Source organism: Micromonospora sp. NPDC001898, from assembly GCF_042891255.1.
GTDB lineage: Bacteria > Actinomycetota > Actinomycetes > Mycobacteriales > Micromonosporaceae > Micromonospora.
In genome coordinates this window covers 226,713-247,348 of sequence record NZ_JBIATC010000002.1, presented here as the reverse complement: position 1 = coordinate 247,348, position 20,636 = coordinate 226,713, and the positions used below count along the sequence as shown (strand labels likewise).

Annotated in this window: 19 protein-coding genes; 14 read left to right on the top strand and 5 right to left on the bottom strand. The window is 74.4% G+C overall.

Annotated features, from left to right (window positions below; translation table 11 throughout):
• Positions 1-9: 9 nt before the first annotated feature.
• The 5 genes from ACFYZF_RS05795 to ACFYZF_RS05775 all read right to left on the bottom strand — a co-directional run bounded on the left by ACFYZF_RS05795 (position 10) and on the right by ACFYZF_RS05775 (position 5,190).
• Positions 10-2,835, bottom strand: coding sequence for an FtsX-like permease family protein (locus tag ACFYZF_RS05795; protein WP_387016407.1), 2,826 nt, complete (start codon positions 2,833-2,835; stop codon positions 10-12).
• Entirely contained in the window at positions 2,832-3,599 is a 768-nt protein-coding gene (locus ACFYZF_RS05790; protein ID WP_387016405.1) for an ABC transporter ATP-binding protein, read from the bottom strand. Before ACFYZF_RS05790 ends, ACFYZF_RS05795 begins: the two co-directional genes overlap by 4 nt.
• The gene (locus ACFYZF_RS05785; RefSeq protein ID WP_387016403.1) at positions 3,596-4,195 is read right to left on the bottom strand and encodes a PadR family transcriptional regulator; all 600 of its coding nucleotides are present in this window, start codon (positions 4,193-4,195) and stop codon (positions 3,596-3,598) included. Before ACFYZF_RS05785 ends, ACFYZF_RS05790 begins: the two co-directional genes overlap by 4 nt.
• 90 nt (positions 4,196-4,285) lie before the next feature.
• Positions 4,286-4,735, bottom strand: coding sequence for a ferritin-like domain-containing protein (locus ACFYZF_RS05780; RefSeq protein WP_387016401.1), 450 nt, complete (start codon positions 4,733-4,735; stop codon positions 4,286-4,288).
• Positions 4,732-5,190 carry a hypothetical protein gene (locus ACFYZF_RS05775; RefSeq protein ID WP_387017105.1) on the bottom strand — a complete coding sequence of 153 codons (459 nt, stop codon included), beginning with the start codon at positions 5,188-5,190 and terminating at the stop codon, positions 4,732-4,734. The genes ACFYZF_RS05780 and ACFYZF_RS05775 overlap by 4 nt, the downstream gene beginning before the upstream one ends.
• Positions 5,191-5,417: 227 nt before the next feature.
• On the opposite strand from ACFYZF_RS05775, the gene rimP reads away from it, so the two are divergent.
• From rimP to ACFYZF_RS05705, 14 genes are all read left to right on the top strand, one after another.
• Positions 5,418-6,101: a ribosome maturation factor RimP gene (gene rimP / locus ACFYZF_RS05770; protein ID WP_387016400.1), complete on the top strand. Its 684-nt coding sequence runs from the start codon at positions 5,418-5,420 to the stop codon at positions 6,099-6,101.
• Complete coding sequence (nusA, locus tag ACFYZF_RS05765) at positions 6,098-7,141, top strand: transcription termination factor NusA (protein WP_387016398.1); 1,044 nt, start codon at positions 6,098-6,100, stop codon at positions 7,139-7,141. Before rimP ends, nusA begins: the two co-directional genes overlap by 4 nt.
• Positions 7,142-7,157: 16 nt before the next feature.
• A complete protein-coding gene (locus ACFYZF_RS05760) occupies positions 7,158-7,490 on the top strand; it encodes a YlxR family protein (RefSeq protein WP_387016397.1) in 333 nt (110 codons plus the stop codon).
• A 93-nt stretch (positions 7,491-7,583) separates the two neighbouring features.
• Complete coding sequence (gene infB, locus ACFYZF_RS05755; protein WP_387016395.1) at positions 7,584-10,631, top strand: translation initiation factor IF-2; 3,048 nt, start codon at positions 7,584-7,586, stop codon at positions 10,629-10,631.
• Positions 10,632-10,721: 90 nt separating this feature from the next.
• Positions 10,722-11,018: a DUF503 domain-containing protein gene (locus ACFYZF_RS05750; RefSeq protein WP_387016393.1), complete on the top strand. Its 297-nt coding sequence runs from the start codon at positions 10,722-10,724 to the stop codon at positions 11,016-11,018.
• A 138-nt stretch (positions 11,019-11,156) separates the two neighbouring features.
• On the top strand, positions 11,157-11,648 hold the full coding sequence (rbfA, locus tag ACFYZF_RS05745; protein ID WP_387016392.1) for a 30S ribosome-binding factor RbfA: 492 nt from the start codon (positions 11,157-11,159) through the stop codon (positions 11,646-11,648).
• Positions 11,649-11,674: 26 nt separating this feature from the next.
• Entirely contained in the window at positions 11,675-12,706 is a 1,032-nt protein-coding gene (locus tag ACFYZF_RS05740) for a bifunctional oligoribonuclease/PAP phosphatase NrnA (RefSeq protein WP_387017104.1), read from the top strand.
• 64 nt (positions 12,707-12,770) lie between these two features.
• Positions 12,771-13,178: a hypothetical protein gene (locus ACFYZF_RS05735; protein WP_387016390.1), complete on the top strand. Its 408-nt coding sequence runs from the start codon at positions 12,771-12,773 to the stop codon at positions 13,176-13,178.
• Positions 13,178-13,387 carry a DUF6186 family protein gene (locus ACFYZF_RS05730; RefSeq protein ID WP_387017102.1) on the top strand — a complete coding sequence of 70 codons (210 nt, stop codon included), beginning with the start codon at positions 13,178-13,180 and terminating at the stop codon, positions 13,385-13,387. Before ACFYZF_RS05735 ends, ACFYZF_RS05730 begins: the two co-directional genes overlap by 1 nt.
• 705 nt (positions 13,388-14,092) lie before the next feature.
• Positions 14,093-15,421: an MATE family efflux transporter gene (locus ACFYZF_RS05725; protein WP_387016388.1), complete on the top strand. Its 1,329-nt coding sequence runs from the start codon at positions 14,093-14,095 to the stop codon at positions 15,419-15,421.
• A gap of 103 nt (positions 15,422-15,524) precedes the next feature.
• On the top strand, positions 15,525-16,409 hold the full coding sequence (truB, locus tag ACFYZF_RS05720; RefSeq protein WP_387016386.1) for a tRNA pseudouridine(55) synthase TruB: 885 nt from the start codon (positions 15,525-15,527) through the stop codon (positions 16,407-16,409).
• 59 nt (positions 16,410-16,468) lie between these two features.
• Positions 16,469-17,398, top strand: coding sequence for a bifunctional riboflavin kinase/FAD synthetase (locus ACFYZF_RS05715; protein ID WP_387016384.1), 930 nt, complete (start codon positions 16,469-16,471; stop codon positions 17,396-17,398).
• A 204-nt stretch (positions 17,399-17,602) separates the two neighbouring features.
• Positions 17,603-17,872, top strand: coding sequence for a 30S ribosomal protein S15 (gene rpsO, locus ACFYZF_RS05710; protein WP_007075299.1), 270 nt, complete (start codon positions 17,603-17,605; stop codon positions 17,870-17,872).
• Positions 17,873-18,105: 233 nt separating this feature from the next.
• On the top strand, positions 18,106-20,511 hold the full coding sequence (locus tag ACFYZF_RS05705) for a polyribonucleotide nucleotidyltransferase (RefSeq protein WP_387016382.1): 2,406 nt from the start codon (positions 18,106-18,108) through the stop codon (positions 20,509-20,511).
• Positions 20,512-20,636 lie beyond the last annotated feature (125 nt).

Here is a 20,636-nt window from a genome sequence, read left to right as displayed (position 1 = left end):
CCCCGGGCGTCAGTCGAGGCGGCGCTCGACGGCCAGCCGGGACCGGGTGAACAGGCCCGCGCCGAGCATCGCCACCAGCGGCACCACCACCAGCACCCCCAGGGTGAGCCAGGGCACCACGACCGGGTACGGCTCCTCCACCGGCCAGGCCCCGGCGTACCGGCGGTTCGTGGCGGCCAGGACGATCACGGCGGTGCCCAGCCCGGCCGCGATGCCCAGGGCCGAGCCGAGCCCGGCGATCACCCCGGCCTGGCAGAGCGACAGCACCCGGCGTACCCGGGGGCTGGCGCCCACGGCCGCCAGGGTGGACAGGTCGGCCCGTCCCTCGGCCGCGGCGAGGCCGGTGGCGACGGCCGCCGCGCCGACGGTGACCAGACCGGAGACGATGGCCAGCAGCAGCAGGATCGGCCGCTGGTCGGTGTCCGGGCGCCCGCGCTCGACGACCACCCGCAGCGGGGCGAGGCGCCGCAGCTCGGCGTCGAAGCGGTCCTGCTGGTCGGGGGTCGGCACCGCGTCGGTGGCCAGGACAAAGCCGACCTGGTACGCGGCCAGCCCGACCCGGGCGGCGGCGGCGTGGGACAGCACGAGCTGGTCCGCCCCGGTCCCGCCGCGCAGCACGTACCCGGGCACGGTGGCCCGGACGGTCCCCGTCGACCCCGATTCGTCGCGTGTCCGCGTCGCCGCCAGGGTGACCCGGCCGTCGAGGACGTAGCGCGGGTCGGTCACCACGGCGCCGCCGGCCCGCAGCACCCGGCGGGCGGCGGCGATCTCCTGCGGGGCGGCGCCGGTGAGCGCGGCCAACGCGTCGCCCTCGTCCACCACCGACGACAGCGAGTAGCCGCTGGGTCCGCCCGACAACCAGTCGACACAGCGTGGGTCGGCCCGGACGCGCAGCCGGACGGCGGCGTCCCGGACCTGCCCCACCTCGTACGGGCAGGTCTGTCCGGGTGGCAGCTCCGCCTGGACATCGCACCAGTCCTCGACGGTGCTGGCGGCGGGGGTGGCGGGCGCGGAGCAGGCCGGGGCGTCGATCCGGGTCACCGCGCTGGGCGGCAGCTCGGCGGCTGCGACCTCGGCGACCCGGGCCACCGGCGGCAGCGTCCCGGTCGCGGTGTCGGAGCCGACGACCAGAACGTGGCCGTACGGCAGGCCCGGCCGGTAGGCGGCCCTCGTCCGCGCGTCGTCGCTGGCCACGTACACGCCGAGGGCGACGCTGCCGGCGACCGCGGCCATCACCGCCGAGATGGCCGGGGCGGCCGAGGCGCGGTTGCGGCTCGCGTCCCGCAGCGCGACGCGGGGGGCCAACGGCAGCCACCGGCCGGCCCGGGCGAGCAACCCGACCAGCGTCGGGGTGGCGAAGACCAGCCCCAGCTCGCCGAGGACCAGGCCGGCGAAGAGCACCGGCGTGACGCTGCGGGCGGCACCCAGCGCGGCCACCGCCGCGCCGCCGGCGGTCAGCGCCGCCCCGAGCAGCGGCCAGCGCCGCCGGTGCGGGGGCGAGGTGCGCCGCCCCGCCAGCCCGGCCACCACGTCCTGGCGGGCGGCGGTCCAGGCCGGGGCCAGCGCCGCGAGCACCCCGGCCAGCACCGCGACCGCGGCGATCGCCACCAGCGCGGCCGGAAAGACGCGGTACGCCCCGAAGCGCGCCTGGAAGACGTACTCCTCCGTCAGGGGCCGGGCGGCGATCGCGGCGACGACGCCCAGTGCCAGCCCGGCGGCGGCCCCGGCGCAGCCCAGCACCACCCCGTCGGCCAGCACGATGCGGCGCAGGTGGGCGGCGTCCCCGCCGGCCACGGCGACCAGGGCGAGATCCCGGCGTCGGCGGCGCACCCCGACGGCGAACGCCGGCCCCACCAGGAGCACGACCTCCAGCAGGCCGAGGCCGCCGATCAGCACCGCGTTGCTGGCGTCCTCGGCGCTCACCGATGCGTTGAGCATCCCGGCGTCGACGCCGGGGTGGGGCGCCGGGGTGCGGGCGACCACCGTGATCCCGCGCGTGTTGAGCCGGTCGGTCAGTCCGGGGTCGACGCCGTCCGGCAGGTCGGCGAGCCACCTCGTCTCGGCCTGCGACTCGACCGGCATGGGGGCCGTCGGTGGCAGGGTCACCATGGGGCCCAGTCTGTCGGGGAACTCCACCACCCCGACCACGGTCCGGTCGCCCGAGCCGTCGGCCGGGGTGACCCTGTCGCCGGGCCGGACGTGCAGCCGGCGCAGCGCCGCCCGGTTCAGCCCGATCTCGTCGGCGGCCGTCGGCGGGCGGCCGGCGAGCTGCCGGGCCTGACCGCGCAGCAGCGGGTCGGTGAGGTCGAGCTGCCGGCCGTCGAACGACACGCGACGGTTGCCGACACGCGCCTCGAACGTCGCCCACCACCGCACCTCGCCGACCCTGCTGCCGGCCGGGAGTTGGGCGGTCAGTTCGGCGGCGGTGACCGGCCGGTTCCGGTGCCGGACGCCCTCGCGGGGATAGCCGGTGTCGCCCCAGGCGTCCTGCACCAGCGGGCCGTCCGCCAGCCAGAACAACTCCGCGTCGGCGGTGCCGAGCTGACGGTCGATCCGCTCGGCCCGGGTCAGCCGGGACATGTCGTAGCTGACGGCGGCGAAGGCCAGCGCCAGCACGGGCAGGGCGATCATCGCGAGCACCAGCGCGTTGCGACCCCGGGCCCGCCCGGCTTCCCGCCGCGCGATGCGCAGCGCGGCCCGCCAGGAGCGCAGCGCCGCCACGATCCGCCGCTGCCGGGCACCGCCGTCGATCTCGCCCGCCGGGGCCGGCGGCGGCACGTCGGCCGGGCGTCGGTCCCGCCGCGACGGGACGACGGCCGCCCGCTTCCGGCTCACCGACCGCTGCCGGCCAGGAGTTGCTCGACGCCGCCCAGCGGCGCCGTCGAGTCCACCATGACCCCGTCGCGCAGGAACACCACCCGGTCGGCCCAGGCGGCGTGCCGGGCCTCGTGGGTGACCAGCACGGCGGCGGCGCCCGCGTCGACCCGGCGGCGCAGCAGGCGCAGCACCGCCTCGCCGGTCTGCGAGTCGAGCGCGCCGGTCGGCTCGTCGGCGAGGACGAGCCGTCGCTCGCCGACCAGCGCCCGGGCGATGGCCACCCGCTGCTGCTGCCCGCCGGACAACTGGTCCGGGAAGCGCCCGCCCAGCTCGGTCAGCCCCACCTCGTCGAGCGCGACCCGGGCAGCCCGCCGCGCCTGGCGTACGCCGACGCCGTCCAGTTCGAGGGGGAGCGCGACGTTCTCGGCGGCGGTGAGGCTGCCCAGCAGGTTGAGGTTCTGGAAGATGTACCCGATCCGCCGGCGGCGCACCCGGGCCAGCGCGCGGCGGTCGAGCGCGCCCAGCGGCTGCCCCTCGACGAGGATCTCGCCCGAGGTCGGCCCGTCGAGCCCGCCGGCCAGGGCGAGCAGGGTGGACTTGCCGGAGCCGGAGGGCCCCATCACCGCGACCAACTCGCCGGGGCCGACGGTGAGGGTGACCCCGCGCAGGGCGTGCACGGTGGCCTCGCCGCTGCCGTGGGTGCGGTGGACGTCGCGCAGGTCGAGCACCGCCGCTCCGGGCGCGGTGGGGCCGGTCCCCGGCGCGTCGTCCGGTCCGCTCACCGCCGTGCCTCCTCGCTGTCCCGACCAGCCGTGCCCGTCGGCCGACCGACCTCCCCCGCCCGGCCGTCGGGCCGAGGTGCCGGCCGGTACCGCACGAGGCTCGTCTCGCAGTGGTCCAGCCAGCGGACCTCCGCCTCGGCCTGGAACACCATCGCGTCCAGCACCAGCCGCCAGGGCAGATCCTCGGGGCGGTCGCTGGCGTACTTCAACCGGGTCAACTCCTGCAAGGTCCGCATGGTGGCGGTGCGTTGGGTCTGCACCACCGATCGCACGTCCACGCCCGGGGTGGTCAGCGCGAGGGCCAGCTTGATGGCCAGCTCGTCGCGGGGGCGGTCGGCCCGGCTGAGCGGGGTCGCGAACCACAGCGCCAGGTCCGCCCGCCCGGCGTCGGTGATCTCGTACGGCCGCTGCCCGCCCTCGTGTTCCGGCAGCGGGCGCACCAGACCGTCCCGTTCCAGCCGGGACAGGGTGGTGTAGACCTGCCCGATGTTCAGCGGCCACGTCGAGCCGGTCGATTCCTCGAACGCGGCCCGGAGTTGGTAGCCGTACATCTGGCCGCGTTCGAGCAGCGCGAGCAGGCCGTGACGGATGGACATGGTCCGGAGTATGCATACCTGGTATGTCACCCGCAACCGGGGGCGGTGGGCGGCGGCTGCCCGGCGAGCGGCGAACCGGTCCGGGGCCGGTCAGTCGGGCCGACCGGGGAACGCGACGGTGACCGGAGTCACCCCCGCGGTACGCCGCCAGCGGGTGGCCCGCACCGCGCAGTCGGTCAGCGCCGCGAGGGCCCGGTTGCGGTCCGCCCCGGTGGTGTGCGGCAGCGCCGCCCGCCAGAACGCGGCGGTGCGCTCCTCCACCTCGACCGCCAGCCGCAGCGCGCTGGCCGCGTCGGTGACCGGGAAGGGCAGCGCGTACCCGGCCTTGTCGGCGGGGACCGGGTCGCCGGCCGCGCTGAGCTGGAGCACCAGCGCGTCGCGCCGGTCCCGGTGCGCCCCCTCGGCCCGGCGGGCGGCCGTGCGGGCGGCGTCGGTGAGCCGGACCCCGATCGGCGCGTACGCGTAGACCGCGGCGTACTCGGCGGCGAGCGCGTCGGCCAGCGCCTGCGCCGGCCCGGACGGTGTCTGTCGACGGGTCACCTCAGCGCCTCCACGTGGGTGGCCCGGGCGGCGGCGATCGAGCCGAGCAGCGCGGCCCGCTCGGCCGGCGCCCCGGCGCAGAGCTTCGCGGCCGACTCGCGCCCGTTCTGCTCCGCCTGACGCAGGCCGGCCAGCGTGGCCGTCCGGCCGCTGCCGGCGCTGGCGCTGGCCCCGGTCGACGGTGTGCCCGGGGACGCGGACGCCGGGCGGCCGAACAGCTTCGCCAGCTCGGCGGCGTGTGCCTCGTGTGCCTCGGCGATCGGGGTGAGCCTCTTGGCCAGGCCGGGGTCGGCGGCCAGCGCGGCGCGGTGCCGGGCGGCCAGCTCGCGTGCCTCGGCGGCGAGGGGTTCGAGCGGGTCGGGGGCCGGGTCCGGCTCGTCGCCGTCGAAAAGGTCACAGCCGGTCAGCGGTGCGGTGGTGCCACCGAGTGCCAGCAGCGCGCCGACCCGCAGCAGCTTTCGCCGGGAATGTCCCTGTGTCGGGTCGTGCCGTGTCGTTCTGCCCTTCGCCACCGGGCAAGTCAACACCATTCGAGCACGGAGGTGGGCGACCGGCGTCGGTGCGCCGCCCGGCCCGCCGCGCGGCGGGCGCGTTACGCTCTGCGCACCACCGGGGCTCCGCTCCGGTGGTGCGCCGGCATGGTGCCCGACCGGGCACCGTCGATCACGAGAGGGTGCGCCAGATGACGCAGCGTGGCCGTGCCACCAGGCCGACGGGGCCGACGGGGAGACCCCGGCGCGCCGACGGCCCCCGGAGCGGTGACCGCGTCGGCAGCCCTCCCCGGGGCGACCTCGCGGCCCGGCGAGCCCGGTTGCGCGCGGTGATCGAGCCGGTCGTCAACGAGGCCGGGTGCGACCTGGAGGACCTCTCCGTTTCCCCGGCCGGCCGCCGGCACGTGGTGCGGGTGATCGTGGACGCCGACGGCGGGATCAGCCTGGACGCGGTGGCGGACGTCTCCCGGGCCGTCTCCGCCGCGCTCGACGCGGCCGAGGAGGCCGGCGGCGACATCCTGGCCGGCGAGTACCAGCTGGAGGTCAGCTCCCCCGGGGTGGACCGTCCGCTCACCCTGCCCCGGCACTGGCGGCGTAACGTCGGCCGACTGGTGAAGGTGACCGCCCGGGGCGCGGTGCCCGAGCAGTCCGGCGGCGACCGCCAGGTCACCGGCCGGGTGGTCGAGGCCGACGACGAGCGCGTGGTGCTGGAGACCGATTCGGGCCACGCGGAGTTCCGCCACGCCGAGCTCGGCCCCGGCCGGGTTCAGGTCGAGTTCAACCGCCTCGACGAGGTGGGCGACGACGAGCTCGGCGACATCGAGGACATTGACGACATCGACGACGAAGATGATGTGGAGGACGAGGAGAGGTGAACATCGACCTCGCGGCGCTGCGCGCACTCGAGCGCGAGCGGGAGATCCCGTTCGACACGATCCTCGCGGCGATCGAGACCGCGCTGCTGACCGCCTACCGGCACACCGACGGGGCCGAATCGCACGCCCGGGTGGAGATCGACCGGAAGTCCGGCGGGGCCCTGGTCTACGCCCAGGAGACGGACGAGGACGGCAGTGTGGTGCGGGAGTGGGACGACACCCCGCACGACTTCGGCCGGATCGCGGCCATGACCGCCAAGCAGGTGATCCTCCAGCGGTTGCGGGAGGCCACCGACGAGGTGCACTTCGGCGAGTACGTCGGCCGCGACGGTGACCTGGTCACCGGCGTGGTGCAGGCGCACGAGGCGCGGTCCGAGAAGGGCATCGTGAGCGTCGACCTCGGCAAGCTGGAGGGCGTGCTGCCGCAGTCCGAGCAGGTCCCCGGCGAGCGGTACACGCACGGCGAGCGGATCCGCTGCGTCGTGGTGCACGTCGCCAAGGGGATGCGCGGCCCGCAGATCACCCTCTCCCGGTCCCACCCGGCGCTGGTGAAGAAGCTGTTCGCGCTGGAGGTTCCGGAGATCGCCGACGGCACCGTGGAGATCGGCGCCATCGCCCGCGAGGCCGGCTACCGTACGAAGATCGCGGTGCGTTCCACCACGCCGGGCGTGAACGCCAAGGGCGCCTGCATCGGCCCGATGGGCCAGCGTGTTCGCGCGGTGATGAGCGAGCTGCACGGTGAGAAGATCGACATCATCGACTGGTCGGACGACCCCGCCACCTTCGTCGGCAACGCGCTGTCGCCGGCCAAGGCGCTGCGGGTCGAGGTGGTCGACCTGGCCACCCGTACCGCCCGGGTGACCGTGCCGGACTTCCAGCTCTCGCTGGCGATCGGCCGGGAGGGGCAGAACGCCCGACTTGCTGCCCGGATGACCGGTTGGCGAATCGACATCCGGTCGGATGCGGAGCAGGCCACCACGCCCGCGCGGGGCGGGGCTGATCACGTCAGGGAGCCGGGCGGAGCGATCTCGGGCAGCTAGGGGTAGACTTCTTCCGGTGGTACGACACGCGCTGCCGGAGCGCACCTGTGTGGGTTGCCGGCGACGTGTGCCGGCCAACGAATTGCTGCGAATGGTCGCGGTCGGCAACGAGGCTGGTCACAGCCTCCGCCCCGATCCGGCTCGCAGGCTGCCGGGTCGGGGAGCGAACATGCACCCGGATCCGGCTTGCTTCGCGCTGGCGGTGCGGCGGCGTGCCTTCGGGCGTGCGCTGCGGGTCACCGGGGTCGTCGATCACGGTGAGCTGGCCGAGCATCTCGATGCGCCAACCACTACGTCAGGTCATCCCGACCGGGCGAGGGTCGCTAGCAAGGTAGGACGACCGACATGAGCACACGATGAAGTCCCTGAGATGACCAGGCTTCAAGTGCACGAGTGAGGTTGTTGCGGGTGCTGCCCGCACGACCTCGGAGTGAGGAGTGCAGTGGCAGGTAAGGCCCGCGTACACGAGCTTGCTAAGGAGCTCGGGGTCGAAAGCAAGACCGTTCTCGCCAAGTTGAAGGAAATGGGCGAGTTCGTGAAGTCCGCGTCCAGCACCGTCGAGGCGCCCGTCGCCCGGCGGCTGCGTAACGCATTCGTCGCCTCCGCCGGTTCGCCGGCGCCGTCCGCCCCTCCGGCGGCGGCCCCGAGTGCGACGCCGACCCCGACTCCGTCCCCGTCCCCGTCCCCGGGTGCCCCCCGGGTCGCGGCGAAGCCGATGCCGCCGCGGCGGCCCGGTCCGCCGACCCCCGGCCCGAAGCCCAAGGGGCCAGTTCCCGGCCTGTCGCAGCCGGTGGCCCCGGTCGCCAAGCCGGCGAGTGCCCACGACATCGAGGTGGCGGCCGCCGAGGTGCGTGCCGCCGCGCTGAAGGCCGAGCAGGAGGCCGCGGTCAAGGCCGCCCAGGCCGCCCGGCAGCAGCAGCGAGAGAACGTCCGTCGGGAGCCACCCACCGAGGGTGGTCCCCGTCCCGGCCCGCGCCCGAACACGGGTCCGGGCACGGGTCCGGGTGCGATGCCGCCCCGGCCGGGTTCCCCGGCCGCCGGTCGCCCCGGTGCCCCGGCCCCGGCCCCGGCCCCGGGCCCGGGTGCCCGTCCGGGCGGTCGTCCGCCGGCGCGCAGCGCTGGTAACAACCCGTTCGGTATCCAGGGCGGTCAGCAGCGGCCCCCGGCCGCCGGTGGTGGCGGTCCCCGCCCGAGCCCGGCGGGGATGCCGCCCCGGCCGAGTCCGGCCTCCATGCCGCCCCGGCCCAGCCCGGCCTCCATGCCGAGCCAGCGCCCCGGTCGTCCAGGTGGCGGCCCCGGCGCGGGTCGTCCCGGTGGCGGCGGTGGCGCGGGTCGTCCCGGCGGCGGCGCCGGTGGCGGCGGCTTCCGCGGCGGTCCCGGTGGTGGCGGCGGCGGTGGCTTCCGCGGCGGTCCCGGCGGTGGCGGCGGTGCCGGTGCCGGTGGCGGCGGCTACCGTGGCGGTCCCGGTGGCGGCGGCGGTGCTCCCGGCGGCGGTTTCCGCCCGGGTGCACCGGCCGGTGGCGGCGGTCGTCCAGGTGGTGGCGGCCGTGGCCGTGGCGGCGGCGCCGCGGGTGCCTTCGGGCGTCCGGGCGGTAGGCCGACCCGTGGCCGCAAGTCCAAGAAGCAGCGCAGACAGGAGTTCGACAACCTGTCGGCCCCGACCATGAGCTCGGGTGCTCCCCGGGGTCAGGGTCAGGCCGTCAGGCTCTCCCGTGGCGCCTCGCTGTCGGACTTCGCCGACAGGATCAACGCCAACCCGGGTTCGCTGGTCCAGGAGATGTTCAACCTGGGCGAGATGGTCACGGCGACCCAGTCGTGCTCCGACGAGACCCTGCTGTTGCTGGGTGAGCACCTCGGCTTCGACGTGCAGATCGTCAGCCCGGAGGACGAGGACCGCGAGCTGCTCGCGCAGTTCAACATCGACCTCGACGCCGAGGTCGCGGAGGACCGCCTGGTCAGCCGTGCGCCGGTCGTGACCGTCATGGGCCACGTCGACCACGGTAAGACCAAGCTGCTCGACGCGATCCGCAAGGCGAACGTCGTGGCCGGCGAGGCGGGTGGCATCACCCAGCACATCGGTGCCTACCAGGTCCACGTCCCGCACGAGGGGATCGACCGGGCGGTGACCTTCATCGACACCCCGGGCCACGAGGCGTTCACCGCCATGCGTGCCCGTGGCGCCCAGGTCACCGACATCGTGGTGCTGGTGGTCGCGGCCGACGACGGCGTGATGCCGCAGACGATCGAGGCGTTGAACCACGCCAAGGCGGCGGACGTGCCGATCGTGGTCGCGGTCAACAAGATCGACAAGCCGGACGCCAACCCGGACAAGGTCCGCCAGCAGCTGACCGAGTACGGACTGGTCGCCGAGGAGTACGGCGGCGAGACGATGTTCGTCAACGTGGCCGCGAAGCCGGGCATCGGCATCGAGGAACTCCTCGAGGCCGTCCTGCTCACCGCCGACGCGTCGCTGGAGCTGACCGCTCCGATCGACGGGCCGGCGCAGGGTGTGGCCATCGAGGCGCACCTGGACAAGGGCCGCGGTGCGGTGGCGACGGTGCTGGTGCAGAAGGGCACCCTGCGGGCGGGCGACTCCATCGTCGCCGGCGGGGCGCACGGCCGGGTCCGGGCGATGCTCGACGAGAACGGCAACCAGGTCGCCGAGGCGGGTCCGGCCCGTCCGGTGCTGGTGCTCGGTCTCACCGCGGTCCCCGGGGCGGGCGACACCTTCCTCGCCGCCGCGGACGACCGCACGGTGCGTCAGATCGCCGAGCAGCGGCAGGCACGGCGGCGGGCGGCGTCCTTCGCCAACTCCCGTGGCCGGGCCACCCTCGAGACGCTCATGGAGCAGCTCAAGGAGGGCGAGAAGACCTCGCTCAACCTGGTGCTCAAGGGCGATGTCTCCGGTTCCGTGGAGGCCCTCGAGGACGCCCTGTTCAACCTGGACATCCCGGAGGAGGTCCAGCTCAGGATCATCCACCGGGGCGTGGGTGCGATCACCGAGAGCGACGTCATGCTCGCGAGCGCCTCGTCCGAGGCGGTCACGATCATCGGCTTCAACGTGCGGGCCGCCAACAAGGTCCGCGAGATCGCCGACCGCGAGGGCGTGGAGATCCGGTACTACACGGTCATCTACCAGGCCATCGAGGAGATCGACGCCGCGCTCAAGGGGCTGCTCAAGCCGGAGTACGAGGAGGTCGAGCTGGGCAGCGCGGAGATCCGCGACGTCTTCCGCTCGTCCAAGGTCGGCAACATCTCCGGCTGTATCGTCCGATCCGGGATCCTGCGCCGCAACGCCAAGGCGCGGCTGCTTCGGGACGGGCAGGTGGTGGCGGACAGCCTCACCATCAGCTCGCTCAAGCGGTTCAAGGATGACGCGACGGAGGTCCGCGAGGGCTTCGAGTGTGGTCTGACCCTGGCCGGGTACAACAACGTCCAGGTCGGCGACATCATCGAGACCTTCGAGATGCGGGAGAAGCCGCGCGCCTGACCCGTTCGACACATTGATCAAGGGGTTTACGCCGGCAACGGCGTAAACCCCTTGATCATGTGGGGGTCACTGCGGGTATCGTCCGGGGCGATGTTCACCGGAACCGCGGTCTTCGACCTGCTGCTGCCGGGCGACTCCCGGTCGCTCAAAGCCAAGAGATCATATGTTCGGCCGATCGTGGCGGCGCTGCGCCGCTTCGAGGTGTCGGCCGCCGAGGTGGGATCGCTCGACCTGCACGGTCGGGCGGAGATAGCCGTGGCCGTGGTGGCCGCGGAGGGCGCGCACGTGCGCGAGGTGCTCGACTCGTGCGAGCGCCTGGTCGCGGGCCGTCCCGAGATCGAGCTGCTGTCGGTGCGTCGCCACCTGTACGGCGACGGCGACGACTGACCGGCGTCGGGCGGTGATGCCCGTGCCCGGCGGTCGACCCGGCGGCGAAGGTAGTGTTCGAATTGTTGGCTGGTCGGATCCGGCGGCGTACCGCGCCCCTGGACCGACCGGGAGCGGGACGCCGTGGAGGTGGGCAAGATGACGGATCCGGCCAAGGTACGCCGGCACGCGGAGCGGGTTCGCGAACTGGTCGCGTCGGTGGTGCGGAGCCAGATCAAGGACCCCCGGCTCGGCATGATCACTATCACAGACGCCCGGATCACCGCCGATCTGCGCGAAGCGACGGTCTTCTACACCGTCCTCGGCGACACGGCGGAGCAGTCCAGCACGGCGGCGGCGCTGGAGAGCGCCAAGGGGATGCTGCGCAGCACGGTCGGCAAGGCTCTCGGGCTGCGCCACTCGCCGTCGCTGACCTTCGTCCTCGACAACGTGCAGGACCAGGTCAAGCAGATCGACGACCTGCTGGTCCAGGCCCGCACCGCCGACGCCGAGGTGCAGCGACTCGCCGCCGGCGCCCGGTACGCGGGCGAGGCCCAGCCGTACCGGGTGGACGAGGAGGACGAGGACGGGGATTCCGCCGACGAGGGGGCCGACGACGAGCACACCCCCCGCGGCGCGGACCGGCCGTGACAGGGCCCGCCGACACCGCCCCGGCCGTGGCCGGGCCCGCCGCCGGGTCCGGCCCGGCCGAGGCCGACTGGGCCGCCGCCGTCGCGGCGGTGCGTCGCCTGCCGGACGACGCCCGGGTCCTGCTGATCTGCCACGTCAACCCCGACGGGGACGCGCTGGGCAGCATGCTCGGCTTCGGTCTGGGGCTGCGTCAGCTCGGCGTACGCCGGTTGCAGGCGACCTTCCCCGGCCCGCCGGAGGTGCCCGAGCCGTTCCGTGCCCTGCCGGGGCTGGATCTGCTGGTCCCGGAGGTCGACGCGGACCCGGCGCCGGAGCTGGTCGTCTGCTTCGACGCGGCGAGCGAGTCGCGGCTCGGCGGGCTGGTCGACCGGCTGGAGACCGCCGGGGCCGCGCTGGTGCTCGACCACCACGCCTCCAACACCAGGTTCGGCGGGATCAACCTGGTCGATCCCCGGGCGGCGGCCACCTCGGTGGTGGCCGAGGAACTGCTGACCCGGCTCGGGGCGACCCTGGACGCCGCGATCGCCGAATGCCTCTACGTCGCGTTGACCACCGACACCGGGTCGTTCCGGTTCGAGGCGACCACGCCGGCGGTGCACGAGCTGGCGGCCCGGTTGCTGGCCACCGGCATCCGGCCCGGTGACATCTCCCGCCGGGTCTTCGACACCCGGCCCTTCGGCGCGGTGCGGCTGTTCGGCGAGGTGCTCTGCCGGGCCCGCCTGGAGCCGGCGGCTGCCGGTGGCCACGGCCTCGTCTGGACGTACGCCACGCTCGACGACCTGGCCCGGCACGACCAGCGACCGTACGTGCTGGAGGCCCTGATCGACTCGGTGCGGTGCACCGCTGAGGCCGACGTGAGCTGCGTGGTCAAGCAGGTCCGCGCGGCGGAGTGGGCGGTGTCGATGCGCAGCAAGGGCGCGGTGGACGTGAGCCACGTCGCGGTCGCCCTCGGCGGCGGTGGCCACCGCCTCGCGGCCGGCTTCACCGGTCGCGGCACCGCCGAGGACGTGATGGCCGGCATCCGCACCGAGCTGGACAAGGCGTTGATCGAGGCGTAGATCAGGGACGACTCCGGGGGGTGTTGGTCTTCCCGCGCTCCGTCGCGGCGGGGAGAATTGCGGGATGGATCACCCGCGCGAGCTCATCGTCACGGAGCCCCGGGTCTGGGACCGTCCCGTGGTCTCCGTTCCGGTGCTGATCTGCCTCTCCCTCGTCGGCGGGCAACTGCCCTCGTTCTCCGCCTCGGCGAACCTCTACACGCTCGGCACCGGGGGCGCGTTGATCTGGCTGGGCCTGGGTGCCCGGGTGTCCCGGCGGCCGGCGCCCCGCCGGCTCGGCATGGGCACGGTCTGGTGGCTGCTCCCGGTGGCCGTGTTCGGCGTCTTCGAGGGCGCCACCTTCGTCCTGCACGCCGGTGACGAGTTTCCCACCTTCTCCCGGCTGGCCGACCCGTTGCTGGAGGACGAACTGGCCCGCTCGGCGGCCTGGTTCGCCTGGCTCGCCGCGTTCTGGGGGCTGGTGCGGCGATGATGCGGGTACTCGCCATCGGCGGCTTCGTCACCGCCCTGGTGCTCTTCGCCGCCGTCGAGTGGGCCGCCCGCCGCCCGGGCTCCCGGATCCCGTCGCTGGCCGACGTCTGCGCCTACGTGATGCGCTACGAGGTGGGGCCGGTGCCGGTCGGCCGGATCGGCCTGTTCGGTTTCTGGTGGTGGCTCGGCTGGCACTTCCTGGCCCGCTGAGGGTCGCCAGCCTCGGTCCGTGGCCCTCCCGTGGCGCTCGCGGGATTTCCACCTGTCCAGATGGCGGGAAGAGTGGGCAGTATGTGGACCTGAACGATAACTTGGGAATCGACCGGTGTCGTGTCTCGCGATGCTGGTCAACGGTGGTGGCGCCGCACCCGGCGTCGCCTCCCCCCAGGGTCAGACCGACCCGGGCGCACGCCCAGACCGGCCACTCCGGTGATCCCGGACCGCCCGTCGGGCGCCAGCACGACCGGCCGCAGGGCCACCGCGTCGCCGTGGCCCGCACCCTGGAAGGACCGAATCATGTCGAACAAGCCCAAGCCCAAGACCGAGAACACCGACGAGGCGCGCGAGCAGGCCCGCCGCGCTCTCCAGACGTCGATGGACACCCGCCAGTGACCCACCCCACCCGCCGCTGATGCCACCCCACCCACCCCACCCACCCCACTCCACCCACCCCGGGCCCACGCCGGTGCACTTTCCGGGAAAGAGGGCCTCAGGCCGCTCACGAGGCCACTCTTTCTCGGAAAGTGCGCGTTCGTGGGGCTGCTCGGTGAGGCGTGGCGCGGTCGGGTGCCCGGGGGGTCGGGGTGGCACGCGTGAGGGGATCCTCCGCCGGGTGGCGGGAGGTCTCGCCATCGAGGGAGGGTAAGGAATAGCGCGGGTTGTGATCCTTACCCCGCCGTGCCAGGATCGGCGGCGATGACTCAGCCCGCCTCCGCCCCCGCCCCATCCGCCGTCGCGTCGCCGCGACGGATCGCCACCCTGGCCCTGCCGGCCCTCGTGGTGCTCGCCGCCGAGCCGCTCTACGTCCTGGTCGACACGGCCGTGGTCGGGCACCTCGGCCGGCTGCCGCTCGCCGCGCTGGCCGTCGCCGGCACCGTGATGACCCTGATCGCCTGGCTGGGCACCGTGCTGGCGTACGGGATCACCGGGCGGGCCGCCCGCCGGTTCGGCTCCGGCGACCGGGCCGCCGCCGTGGCTGAGGGCGTCCAGGCGTCCTGGTTGGCCCTCGGGGTCGGGGTGCTGGTCGCGCTCGTCATGCAGTTCGGCGCCGGCCCGCTGGTCGACGCACTCGCCGGGCCCGGCGAGGTCGCCGACGCGGCCGGGCGGTGGCTGCGGGTCGCGGCGCTCGGCGCCCCCGGGCTGCTGCTCGCCGCAGCGGGCAACGGCTGGCTGCGTGGCGTGCAGGACACCCGTCGGCCGCTGTGGTTCGTGCTCGGGCCCAACCTGCTCTCCGCGCTGCTCTGCCCGCTGCTGGTCTACCCCGTCGGGTGGGGGCTCACCGGCTCGGCGGTGGCCAACGTGGTGGCCCAGACCATCTCCGGCGGGTTGTTCGCCGCCGCGTTGGTGAACGAACGGGTGGCCCTGCGCCCCCGCCCGGGGGTGATCCGCCAGCAGCTCGTGCTCAGCCGGGACCTGCTGGTCCGGGGCGTCGCCTTCCAGGCCAGCTTCCTGTCCGCCACCGCCGTCGCGGCCCGGTTCGGGGCGGCTGCGGTCGGCGCGCATCAGATCGCCGTACAACTGTGGTTCTTCACCGCCCTGGTGCTCGACGCCCTCGCGATCGCCGCGCAGGCGCTGATCGGCGCGGCGCTCGGGGCCGGCGACGACGCCGGCGCCCGCGCCCTGGCCCGGCGGGTCGCGCTGCTCGGCGCCGGCTGCGGCGTGGCGTTCGCGGTGCTCATCGCCGTCGGGTCCGGCGTCGTGCCGGGGCTGTTCAGCTCCGACGAGCAGGTACGCGACCAGGCCATGGTCGCCTGGCCCTGGCTGGTGGCGTTGCAGCCGGTCGGCGGCGTGGTGTTCGCCCTCGACGGGGTGCTGATCGGCGCGGGTGACGTCCGCTACCTGCGCAACCTCACGATCGTCGCGGCGTTCGGCGGCTTCCTGCCGGCGATCTGGCTGGCGTACGCGTTCGACCTGGGCCTCGGCGGCATCTGGGCCGGACTGTTCCTGTTCGTGCTGCTCCGGCTGGCGGCCCTGCTGCTGCGGCTGCGCTCCGGCGGCTGGGCCGTGGTCGGCGCCGTCCGCTGACGCTCAGCAGTCCTCGCCGTCGCCCGCCCGCCATTCCCCACCGGGCCCGGCGGCGTCGTGCCGGCGACAGGGCTCGTGCGCCCGTCTGGCAGGCTTGGCGCTCGTGAGCGCAGACGGTCTGATCGTGGTCGACAAGCCCGGCGGCATGACGTCGCACGACGTGGTGGCGCGGATCCGCCGGCTGGCCCGGACCCGCCGGGTCGGGCACGGTGGCACGCTCGACCCGATGGCCACCGGCGTGCTGGTGATCGGGGTCGGCCGGGCCACCCGGCTGCTGACGTACGTCATCGGCGCCGGCAAGAGCTACGCGGCCACCGTCCGGCTCGGGCAGGCCACCGTCACCGACGACGCCGAGGGCGACGTGCTGGCCACCACCCCGGCCGGGACGGTCACCGACGAGGCGATCCGGTCGGCGTTCGCGGCGCTGACCGGCGAGATCGACCAGGTGCCGAGCGCGGTCAGCGCCATCAAGATCGACGGCCAGCGGGCGTACAAGCGGGTGCGCGAGGGGGAGAGCGTCGAGCTGCCCGCCCGCCGGGTCACCGTGAGCCGCCTCGACGTGCTGGCCATCCGCCGGGACACCCCCGACGTGGTGGACGTGGACATCGATGTGACCTGCTCGTCCGGGACGTACATCCGGGCGCTGGCCCGGGACGCGGGCCTGGCGCTCTCGGTCGGCGGCCACCTGACCGCGCTGCGCCGCACCGCGGTCGGCGGCTTCGCGCTGGCCGAGGCGGCGACCCTCGACGAGCTGGAGCAGTGCGCGCCCGAGGTGGTGAACCTGCCGCTCGACGCCGCGGCCGACCGGTTCTTCCCGCGCCGGGTGGCCACCGCCGACGAGGCGAAGGTGCTCTCCCACGGCGGCCCGCTCGACCCGGTCGGCCTCGCCGGGCCGTACGCCGTCTTCGGCCCCGAGGGCGGCCTGATCGCTATCGTCAGCGAGCGGGACGGCCGGGCCCGCGCGGAGATCGTGCTCGCCCCGGCCTGACGGTGGGCGGGGTACGGCCCGCCGGCGCGGCCGGTCGCGGAAGGCAGGGGAGGATCGTCATGCAGCGGTGGCGGGGGTACGACGCGGCGCCCGGCGGCTGGGGCCGTTCGGTCGTCACCATCGGCGTCTTCGACGGCGTGCACAAGGGGCATCAGGCGACCATCGGGCACGCCGTGGCCCGGGCGCGGGAGCTGGGCGTGCAGTCGGTGGTGGTGACCTTCGACCCGCACCCGGCCGAGGTGGTGCGCCCCGGTTCCCACCCGGCGGTGCTCACCGAGCCCGCCCGCAAGGCCGAGCTGATCGAGGCGCTCGGCGTCGACGCGCTCTGCGTGGTGCCGTTCACCCCGGAGTTCTCCCGGGTGCCGGCCGAGGCGTTCGTGCACGACATCCTGGTCCAGCACCTGCACGCCGCCCTGGTGGTGGTGGGGGAGAACTTCAGGTTCGGGCACAAGGCGGCCGGCGACGTGGCGCTGCTGGAGCGCCTCGGGCGGGCCTTCGGTTTCTCGGTCGAGGGGGCGCCGCTGGTCGCCGAGGACAGCACCGTGTTCTCCTCGACCTACATCCGGGCCTGCGTTGACGCCGGTGACGTCGGCGCGGCGGCCGTGGCGCTGGGCCGTCCGCACCGGGTCGAGGGGGTGGTGGTCCGGGGCGACCAGCGTGGCCGGGAGCTGGGCTTCCCCACCGCCAACCTGCTCTGCCACCGGTACGCGGCGGTGCCCGCCGACGGCGTCTACGCCGCCCGGCTGGTCCGCCGGGGGCACCGGAAGTGGCTGGCCGCAGCCGTCTCGGTCGGCACCAACCCGACGTTCTCTGGCCTGGAGCGGCGGGTCGAGGCGTACGCGCTGGACTTCTCCGGGGACCTGTACGGCGAGCGGCTGGCCCTGGACTTCGTCACCCACCTGCGCGGTCAGGTGCGCTACGACGCGGTCGAGCCGCTGATCGCCCAGATCGCCGAGGACGTCGAGCGCACCCGCCGCGCCCTCGGCTGAGCCGGCCGCCACCCCGGGCCGCCACGTCGGACGCCCTTGACGGGCGGTTCCGCCGAGGGCTGGTAGTCTGGCCGGGACGTCGACTGACCGACGTGGGGCCTCGCGTGCCTGCACGACGCCGCGGGTGCGAGGTGCCGGTCCGTCTCCGGTCCACCGACCGACACGACGGACATCTAGTGATCAACCCATCGAAACAGGGAGAACATGGCGCTCGACCAGGAAGCCAAGGCCAAGATCCGCGCGGAGTACGCGACCGCCGAGGGTGACACCGGTTCGCCGGAGGTGCAGGTCGCGGTCCTCACGAAGCGGATCGCCGAGCTCACCGAGCACCTGAAGGTGCACAAGCACGACCACCACAGCCGTCGTGGGCTGCTGCTGCTGGTCGGCCGTCGCCGCCGGCTGCTCAACTACGTCCAGAAGAAGGACATCAGCCGTTACCGCTCGCTCATCGAGCGGCTCGGCCTGCGCCGTTGACGTGACGGGGGAGCGACCCAGCGGGTCGCTCCCCCGATCGGCGTCCACCACCTGACGAAAAACAGGGGCCGCGCGACCACCCGACAGGGAGCCGGTCAGCGTACCGGTCTCCGGTAGTGGCCCCCGGGAGCCCCGGCAGCTCGCCGGCACCCCGGGCGCTTCGATCGAAGACCGGCCGTCTGAGCAGCTCCCCGCGTCGTGGGCCCCCCGATGCGAAGGAGCACCACCGAACCATGACCGGGCAAAACCTCGGCACCGAATCCCGCACAGCCGTGATCGACAACGGGTCCTTCGGCACCCGTGAGATCACCTTCTCCACCGGCCGGCTGGCCCGCCAGGCCGCCGGCTCCGTCGTCGCCCAGCTCGGCGAGACGGTCGTCCTGTCCGCCACCACCGCCGGCAAGCAGCCGAAGGAGCAGTTCGACTTCTTCCCGCTGACCGTCGACGTCGAGGAGCGGATGTACGCCGCGGGTCGGATCCCCGGCTCGTTCTTCCGCCGCGAGGGTCGCCCCAGCGAGGACGCGATCCTCACCTGCCGGCTGATCGACCGGCCGCTGCGCCCGTCGTTCGTCAAGGGCCTGCGCAACGAGGTCCAGGTCGTCGAGACCATCCTCGCGCTCGACCCGCAGCACCCGTACGACGTGGTCGCGATCAACGCCGCGTCGATGTCGACCAAGCTCTCCGGCCTGCCGTTCTCCGGCCCGATCGGGGCGACCCGGGTCGCGCACATCGACGGCCAGTGGGTCGCCTTCCCGACCCTGGAGGAGCTGGCCAGGGCCACCTTCGACATGGTCGTGGCCGGCCGCACCCTCGAAGACGGCGACGTCGCGATCATGATGGTCGAGGCCGAGGCCACCCCGAACGCCGTGGCCCTGATCGCGGGCGGTGCCACCGCCCCGACCGAGGAGATCGTCGCCAGCGGCCTCGAGGCCGCCAAGCCGGCCATCCGCGAGCTGTGCCGCGCCCAGAGCGAGCTGGCCGAGGTGGCCGCCAAGCCGGTCGCCGAGTTCCCGGTCTTCCTGGACTACCAGGCCGACGTGTACGACGCGGTGGCCGACCTGGCCCGCGCCGAGGTCGCCGAGGCCCTGAAGATCGCCGGCAAGGCCGACCGCGAGGAGGCCCTGGACCGGGTCAAGGCCAAGGTCGCCGAGGAGCTGGGCGGTCGCTTCGAGGGCCGGGAGAAGGAGCTGTCCGCTGCCTTCCGGTCGTTGACCAAGTCCGAGGTGCGCAACCGGGTGCTCCGCGAGCAGGTCCGCATCGACGGCCGCGGCCCGCGCGACATCCGCGCGCTGACCGCCGAGGTCGGCGTGCTGCCCCGGGTGCACGGCTCGGCGCTGTTCGAGCGGGGCGAGACCCAGATCCTGGGCGTGACCACCCTGAACATGCTGCGCATGGAGCAGATGGTGGACACCCTCTCGCCGGAGAACCGCAAGCGCTACATGCACAACTACAACTTCCCGCCGTACTCGACCGGTGAGACCGGCCGGGTCGGCTCGCCGAAGCGGCGCGAGATCGGCCACGGCGCGCTCGCCGAGCGGGCCCTGATCCCGGTGCTGCCGTCGCGCGAGGAGTTCCCCTACGCCATCCGGCAGGTCTCCGAGGCGCTCAGCTCCAACGGTTCCACCTCGATGGGCTCGGTCTGCGCCTCGACGCTGGGCCTGCTGTCGGCCGGTGTGCCGCTGAAGGCGCCGGTCGCCGGCATCGCCATGGGCCTCATCTCGGACGAGGTGGACGGCAAGACCCGGTACGTGACGCTGACCGACATCCTCGGCGCCGAGGACGCGTTCGGCGACATGGACTTCAAGGTCGCCGGTACGCCGGAGTTCGTCACCGCGCTCCAGCTCGACACCAAGCTCAACGGCATCCCGTCGGATGTGCTGGCCGCCGCGCTCCAGCAGGCGAACGAGGCCCGGCAGACCATCCTCGGCGTGATGCAGCGGGCCATCGAGGGGCCGGCCGAGATGTCGGAGTACGCCCCGCGGGTCACCACCGTGAAGATCCCGGTCGACAAGATCGGCATGGTGATCGGCCCGAAGGGCCAGACCATCAACGCCATCCAGGACGAGACCGGCGCCGAGATCTCCATCGAGGACGACGGCACCATCTACGTCGGCGCGACCAACGGCCCGTCGGCCCAGGCGGCGGTGGACCGGATCAACGGCATCGCCAACCCGACCCTGCCGAAGGCGGGGGAGCGGTTCCTCGGCACGGTGGTCAAGACCGCCGCGTTCGGCGCGTTCGTCTCGCTGCTGCCGGGCCGCGACGGCCTGCTGCACATCTCCAAGGTGGGCGACGGCAAGCGGGTCGAGCGGGTCGAGGACTTCCTCAACGTCGGCGACAGGGTCGAGGTGGAGATCGCGGACATCGACGCCCGCGGCAAGATCTACCTCGACAAGGTCCGCCCGGAGGGCACCGAGGCACCGGCCGCCACCGGCGAGGTCGCCGGCGGCGAGCGTCCGGCCAGCCGCGGCGGCGACCGGGGCCCGCGTGACCGCGGTGACCGCGAGCGTGGCGGCGACCGGGGCGGTCGTGGCCCGGGCGGCGGCGAGCGCGCCCCGGGCGGCGGCGAGGGCGGCGAAGGCGGCGGCGAGGGTGGCGAGGGCGGCGAGCGTCCGCGCCGCCGGACCCGGCACAGCTGATCACGGTCCGGGGGGGGGGGGGGGGGCGGGCCCCCCCCCCCCGGGGGGTGGCCCCCCCCCCCCCCCCCCCCCCCCCCCCGGCGCGGGGCGGGGGGGGGGGGGGGGCGCCGCCCCCCGGGTGGGGT

Coding starts and splice junctions, on each gene's coding strand:
- ACFYZF_RS05785 (WP_387016403.1), bottom strand. CDS start 4,195: ATGTCCATCCGTCACGGCCTGCTCGCGCTGCTCGAACGCGGCCAGATG.
- rimP (WP_387016400.1), top strand. CDS start 5,418: ATGACGCAGCGTGGCCGTGCCACCAGGCCGACGGGGCCGACGGGGAGA.
- ACFYZF_RS05750 (WP_387016393.1), top strand. CDS start 10,722: ATGTTCACCGGAACCGCGGTCTTCGACCTGCTGCTGCCGGGCGACTCC.
- rbfA (WP_387016392.1), top strand. CDS start 11,157: ATGACGGATCCGGCCAAGGTACGCCGGCACGCGGAGCGGGTTCGCGAA.
- ACFYZF_RS05735 (WP_387016390.1), top strand. CDS start 12,771: ATGGATCACCCGCGCGAGCTCATCGTCACGGAGCCCCGGGTCTGGGAC.
- ACFYZF_RS05730 (WP_387017102.1), top strand. CDS start 13,178: ATGCGGGTACTCGCCATCGGCGGCTTCGTCACCGCCCTGGTGCTCTTC.
- ACFYZF_RS05725 (WP_387016388.1), top strand. CDS start 14,093: ATGACTCAGCCCGCCTCCGCCCCCGCCCCATCCGCCGTCGCGTCGCCG.
- ACFYZF_RS05715 (WP_387016384.1), top strand. CDS start 16,469: ATGCAGCGGTGGCGGGGGTACGACGCGGCGCCCGGCGGCTGGGGCCGT.
- rpsO (WP_007075299.1), top strand. CDS start 17,603: ATGGCGCTCGACCAGGAAGCCAAGGCCAAGATCCGCGCGGAGTACGCG.
- ACFYZF_RS05705 (WP_387016382.1), top strand. CDS start 18,106: ATGACCGGGCAAAACCTCGGCACCGAATCCCGCACAGCCGTGATCGAC.